4 protein-coding genes are annotated in these 4,797 nt (G+C 70.3%); 3 read left to right on the top strand and 1 reads right to left on the bottom strand.

Features of this window, described 5'->3' with window-relative positions:
- Positions 1–55: 55 nt before the first annotated feature.
- Positions 56–1,030: a LysR family transcriptional regulator gene (locus AB0G02_RS28375; protein WP_360799631.1), complete on the bottom strand. Its 975-nt coding sequence runs from the start codon at positions 1,028–1,030 to the stop codon at positions 56–58.
- Positions 1,031–1,262: 232 nt separating this feature from the next.
- Between AB0G02_RS28375 and AB0G02_RS28370 the strand changes: the two genes are divergently transcribed.
- From AB0G02_RS28370 to hydA, 3 genes are all read left to right on the top strand, one after another.
- The gene (locus tag AB0G02_RS28370; protein ID WP_360799628.1) at positions 1,263–2,765 is read left to right on the top strand and encodes an NCS1 family nucleobase:cation symporter-1; all 1,503 of its coding nucleotides are present in this window, start codon (positions 1,263–1,265) and stop codon (positions 2,763–2,765) included.
- Positions 2,766–2,818: 53 nt separating this feature from the next.
- The gene (locus tag AB0G02_RS28365; RefSeq protein ID WP_360799634.1) at positions 2,819–3,637 is read left to right on the top strand and encodes a nitrilase-related carbon-nitrogen hydrolase; all 819 of its coding nucleotides are present in this window, start codon (positions 2,819–2,821) and stop codon (positions 3,635–3,637) included.
- Positions 3,634–4,797 (top strand): dihydropyrimidinase (gene hydA, locus AB0G02_RS28360; RefSeq protein ID WP_360799626.1); only part of this gene is annotated, 1,164 nt, incomplete at its 3' end. The genes AB0G02_RS28365 and hydA, both read left to right, overlap by 4 nt.

Raw genomic sequence — 4,797 nt, 5'->3', positions numbered from 1 at the left:
TTGCGATCTACTGGGGTCATACGGCGGGGTGAGGCCCGACCGGCCGGCGCGGCGGTCAGAGCGCCGCGTGGTGCGGTACCGCGCCGAAGTGGGGGTGCCCCGGCAGCCAGCCCGCGTAGCGCGGGTTGCGCTCGGCGGTCTCCCGGTAGGCCTCGGCGGCGTAGCGGAGCACCCGCGGGCCGAACGCGGCGGCCGGTCCCTCCGGGTCCCAGCCGATCAGGTGACGCCAGCGCAGCGGTGCGCCCGCCAGCGGCATCGCGACCAGGCCGGGCGTGCGGCGGAACGTCGGCTGGCACAGCGCGACCGCGTCGCCGGCGGACGCCAGGTCGATGCAGCTGTTGATGTCGACCTCGTACATGGTGCGCGGGGTGAAGCCCGCCCGGCTGCACGCGGCCACGAAGCAGTCGCCGAAGCACCCGTCGCCGGGCACGACCGCCCACTGGGTGTCCTTCAGCGCGGCCAGCTCGACCTCCTCCAGCAGGGTGAACGGGTGGTCCTCGGGCATCAGCACGAACACCGGGTCGACCGCGACGACGTTCCAGGTCAGCCCGTGCTCCGACGGCGGCGGCGCGTCGCCGCACACGCCGACCAGCACGTAGTCCAGCCGGCCCGCGGCGACCATGGCGGACAGCTCCTGGCCCGACCAGGACACCTGGGTCGAGACGTGGGCGCCGGGGTGGGCCTCGGTCAGCCGGTGCACCAGCCCGCCGAGCATGGGCCCGTTCACCGCGCCCACCCGGTACCGGTCGCCGGGCACGTCGTCGTCCACCAGCCGCATCGCGTCCTCCTGGAGCCGGGAGAACGCGGGCAGAAGCACGCGCGCCCGTTCCAGCACCAGCTCGCCCAGCGCGGTGGCCCGCGCGCCCCTGTGGTCGCGCTCGAACAGCCTGCCGCCGAGCATCCCCTCGATCCGGTGCAACTGGGCCGTCAGGGCGGGTTGCGCCAGGCCCAGGAGGGAGGAGGCCTTCGACAGGCTGCCCGCGTCCGCGATCGCGCAGACGACCCGCAGGTGCCGCAGTTCGAGCTTCATCCAACGGACGTTAGGACACGGTTCACCCGCCCGTCGAGGGTCGGACGGAGGGCCTCGGACCGGCCCGGACCAGCGGCTCGGGTGGCACTGGACAGAGTGTGCACTGATCATGGCAAGCGTGGACACTTCGCCACTGCCGGGGCACGCGGGTCGACCGGAGGATGCCGGGATGGAATTCGCGCCGAACCGCCCGCACGAAGGGCGTTTCACGAGCGTAACAGGGAAGTGACCGATGGCCCTCGACTCCGCAACGCAGGTCACAGCCGATCCCGACGGCCGCGTCGAGCTGCGTGATCACTCCGCGATCGCGGGCAGCCCGCACTACAACACCGACCTGGCGCCGGTGCCGCTGGAGCGGCGCACCTGGTCCACCTACAACTTCTTCGCGCTGTGGATGGGCATGGCGCACAACATCCCCAGCTACACGCTGGCCGCGTCGCTGGTGGCGTTGGGGATGGACTGGGTGCAGGCGTTCCTGACCATCACCCTGGGCAACCTGATCGTGCTGGTCCCGATGCTGCTCAACAGCCACGCGGGCACGAAGTACGGCATCCCGTTCCCGGTGTTCGCCCGCGCGTTCTACGGCGTGCGGGGCGCGAACCTGGTGGCGCTGCTGCGGGCGTTCATCGCGTGCGCGTGGTTCGGCATCCAGACGTGGGTGGGTGGCAAGGCGCTGCACGTGATCGTGGGCCGGCTGGCGGGCGACGGGTGGGTGCACGCGCCGGTCGTGCTGGGCCAGGTGTGGACGCTGTGGCTGTGCTTCCTGGGGTTCTGGGTGGTCCAGATGCTCGTCATCTGGCGCGGCATGGACGCGATCCGCCGGTTCGAGAACTGGACCGCGCCGCTGGTCAGCGTCGGGTTCCTGGTGCTGCTCGGGTACGTGGCGGTGAAGGCGGGCGGGTTCGGCCCGATCCTGTCGGAGCCGTCGAAGCTCGGCTGGGGCGCCGACTTCTGGAAGGTGTTCTTCCCGTCGCTGATGGGCATGATCGCGTTCTGGTCGACGCTGTCGCTGAACATGCCGGACTTCACCCGGTTCGGCGGCAGCCAGCGCAAGCAGGTCGTCGGCCAGGTCCTCGGCCTGCCCACCACGATGTCGTTCATCGCCATCGTGGCCATCCTGACCACCTCCGGCGCGATGGCGCTGTACGGCGAGGCGATCTGGGACCCCGCCGAGCTGGCGAGCCGGTTCGACAGCACCGCGGTGGTGCTGGTGGCGCTCATCGCGCTCGTGCTGGCCACGGTCTCGGCGAACCTCGCGGCGAACGTGGTGAGCCCGTCCTACGACTTCTCCAACGCGTTCCCGAAGAAGATCACGTTCGCGGTCGGCGGCCTGATCACCGGCGTGGTCGGCGTGCTGATCCAGCCGTGGCGGCTGATCTCGGACCCGGGCATCTACATCTTCTCCTGGCTCGGCTTCTACGGCGGCCTGCTGGCGTCGGTGGCGGGCGTCTTCATCGCCGGGTACTGGCTGCTGGCCAGGACGCGGCTGGAGCTGCCCGACCTGTACCTCGCCGGACGGGGCGCGTACTGGTTCAGGGCGGGGTGGAACTGGCGCGCGGTGGCGGCCACGCTGGTCGGCTCGGTGCTCGCGGTCGGAGGCGCGTACGGCGGCCCGTTCCCGGCCGACGGCCTGATCCCCCTGCTCAAACCGCTGTACGACTACAACTGGGTCGTCGGCCTGGTCGGCGGCATGCTCGTCTACCTGGCGCTGGCGCCACGGAGGGAGAACGCGTGAGCGACACCGGAGACCTGCTCGCAGTGCCGAGCGGGAACGTCGTCCGAGCCGGTCTGGTGCAGCAGAAGTGGACCGGCGACAAGGAGTCGATGATCGCCAACGCGGTCGAGGCGGTGCGCTCCGCCGCGTCGCGGGGCGCGCAGGTGGTCTGCCTGCAGGAGTTGTTCTACGGGCCGTACTTCTGCCAGGTGCAGGACGCGGACTACTACTCCTACACCGAGGGCATCCCCGACGGCCCGACCACCGAGCTGATGTGCGAGCTGGCCGAGCAGCTGGGCGTGGTGCTCGTCGTGCCGATGTACGAGGAGGAGCAGCCGGGCGTCTACTACAACACCGCCGCGGTGATCGACGCGGACGGCACGTACCTCGGCAAGCACCGCAAGAACCACATCCCGCAGGTGAAGGGGTTCTGGGAGAAGTTCTACTTCAAGCCGGGCAACCTCGGCTACCCGGTGTTCGACACCGCCGTGGGCAAGGTGGGCGTCTACATCTGCTACGAGCGGCACTTCCCGGAGGGCTGGCGGGCGCTGGGGCTCAACGGCGCGCAGATCGTGTTCAACCCGTCGGCCACCAGCCGCGGGCTGTCGGAGTACCTGTGGCGGCTGGAGCAGACGTCGGCGGCCGTGGCGAACGAGTACTACGTCGGCACCATCAACCGGGTGGGCGTGGAGCCGCTGGGCGACAACGAGTTCTACGGCCAGTCGTACTTCGCCGACCCGCGCGGGCAGCTGGTGGGCGAGGCGGCGTCGGACACGGAGGAGGAGGTCGTGGTGCGCGACCTCGACATGGACCTGCTGGCCGAGGTCCGCGACCTGTGGGCGTTCTACCGGGACCGCCGACCCGACACCTACGAAGGGCTGGTGCGCCCGTGAGCACGCTCATCAGGGGTGGCACGGTGGTCAACGCGACCGGTGCGGTCGAGGCCGACGTGCTGGTGCACGGCGAGCGGATCGCCGCGCTGCTGGCGCCCGGCTTCGAGCTCCAGGCCGACGAGACGATCGACGCCACCGGCAAGTACGTGATCCCCGGCGGCGTCGACGGGCACACCCACATGGAGATGCCGTTCGGCGGCACGTTCTCCGCGGACACCTTCGAGACCGGCACGATCGCGGCGGCGTGGGGCGGCACCACGACGATCATCGACTTCGCCGTGCAGAACAAGGGCTCCTCGCTGCTGTCCACGTTGGACAAGTGGCACGAGAAGGCCGCCGGCCGGTGCGCCGTCGACTACGGGTTCCACATGATCCTCTCCGACGTCCACGACACGTCGTTGAAGGAGATGGAGTCCTGCATCGACGCGGGGGTCAACACCTTCAAGATGTTCATGGCCTACCCCGGCGTCTTCTACGCCACCGACGACGAGATCCTGCGCGCCATGCAGAAGGCCCGCGACACCGGCGCGACGATCATGATGCACGCGGAGAACGGCATCGCGATCGACCAACTGGTCGCGCAAGCGCTCGCGCAGGGTCGCACGGACCCCGTCGAGCACGCCCTGACCAGGCCCCCGGAGCTGGAGGGCGAGGCCACCTCGCGGGCCATCACGCTGGCCAAGGTCACCGGGGCGCCGCTGTACGTCGTGCACCTGTCCGCGGCGCAGGCGCTGGACGCGGTGACCGAGGCGCGCGACACCGGGCAGAACGTGTTCGCCGAGACGTGCCCGCAGTACCTGTACCTGTCGCTGGAGGACCTGGCGAAGCCGGGCTTCGAGGGCTCGAAGTACGTCGCCTCTCCCCCGCTGCGCCCCAAGGAGCACCAGTCCGAGCTGTGGCGCGGCCTGCGCACCAACGACCTGTCGGTGGTGTCGACCGACCACTGCCCGTTCTGCTTCAAGGACCAGAAGGAGCTGGGGCGCGGAGACTTCTCGAAGATCCCCAACGGGATGCCGGGCGTCGAGCACCGACTGGACCTGCTGCACCAGGGCGTGGTGAAGGGCGAGATCACCCTGGAGCGGTGGGTGGAGATCTGCTCCACCACGCCCGCGCGGATGTTCGGGCTGCACCCGCGCAAGGGCGCCATCGCGCCCGGCGCG

This window comes from Actinosynnema sp. NPDC023658, from assembly GCF_040639995.1.
Lineage (GTDB): Bacteria > Actinomycetota > Actinomycetes > Mycobacteriales > Pseudonocardiaceae > Actinosynnema.
The sequence above is the reverse complement of the archived record's forward strand: the minus strand, read 5'-3'. Positions and strand labels throughout refer to the sequence as shown.

What these genes read in the sequence shown, in the direction of transcription:
- AB0G02_RS28370 (WP_360799628.1), top strand. Translation starts at nt 1,263, where the DNA reads ATGGCCCTCGACTCCGCAACGCAGGTCACAGCCGATCCCGACGGCCGC.
- AB0G02_RS28375 (WP_360799631.1), bottom strand. Translation starts at nt 1,030, where the DNA reads ATGAAGCTCGAACTGCGGCACCTGCGGGTCGTCTGCGCGATCGCGGAC.